The organism is Rhizobium sp. 01T444, from assembly GCF_056398305.1.
In genome coordinates this window covers 1-941 of record NZ_JBFTPD010000111.1, presented here as the reverse complement: position 1 = coordinate 941, position 941 = coordinate 1, and the positions used below count along the sequence as shown (strand labels likewise).

2 protein-coding genes are annotated in these 941 nt (G+C 70.6%); both read right to left on the bottom strand.

Annotated elements, in window-relative coordinates:
• On the bottom strand, positions 1-744 hold a 744-nt coding region (locus tag AC1DTN_RS37385), incomplete at its 3' end, for a CHAT domain-containing protein (protein ID WP_477925148.1).
• Position 745: 1 nt separating this feature from the next.
• On the bottom strand, positions 746-941 hold a 196-nt coding region (locus AC1DTN_RS37380), incomplete at its 5' end, for a hypothetical protein (RefSeq protein WP_477925146.1).

Below are 941 nucleotides of genomic sequence, written 5' to 3'. Positions count from 1 at the left end.
GTCGTAGCCTTCGGCGCGCTCCTGCCCGTGCGCCAGGATGTGCACGTGCGTGTAGCGCTCGGCGGCGCAGGCGCTCTCAATCGCCTCGGCGCTGGCCTCGGGCAGCACCGTCAGGTAGCGCGCCACGCGCTGGCGGCGCTTCGCGGGGTCGTCCGCCTCGCTGGAGCCGATCCACGGCTCCAGGATCCTGCGCAGCGCCAGCAGGTGCGCCCCGGCGGGCACCGGTTCGTAGCCGGGCGGTGTCGCCGTGACCACCAGCACGCGCGGCTGGCTCGGCCATTCGCCGAAGTCCTCGGGCACGCGGCGCGTCTCGCGCGTGATGCAGATCGGCGTGTGCGGCTGCAACAGAAGGGACTGGCCCGCCCCCGGGAATCCCGCCGACGCCGTCGCGAGTTCGAAGGGCAGCAGCGCGAGTTCGGRGGCGGAGAGGACCAGCCGCAGGTGGGTGATGGCATCCTGATAGGGACCGGTGGGATTGCGGTTCATGTCCGCGGTGAGGCCGGGCACCTTCGCGAGCAGATCGCCGAGCACCTGCGCCGTATCGCCCACCTGGAATTGCCGAGGCTCCTCGCCCAGTCGGTAGCTCAGGGCCCGCAGGCGGTAGAGGGCCTGGTTGTGTTCGAAGGGCACGTGGATCGTCACCGCCGAATGGTTCTCGCACAGCGCAAGGTATTGCGTGAGCGGCGACAGCAACTGGTTGTGGGCGGGGCCGTGGCGCAGCAGCTCCAGCGTGATGGTCCGCATGTCAGGCCTCCTTGGTGAAGCGGGTGCCCGCCACGGGCGTCATTTGCGGCGCGGCGGGACTGCCCTGCATGCGCCGCAGCTCGCCGTGCGCGCGCCCTTCGGCGTCAGACCAGATCGACACGATGGAGCAGCGCTTGACCACCAGTTCGGGCTCGGCATCGAGCGCCTTCATCGCGCCGCCCTGGAACAGCGCAAAG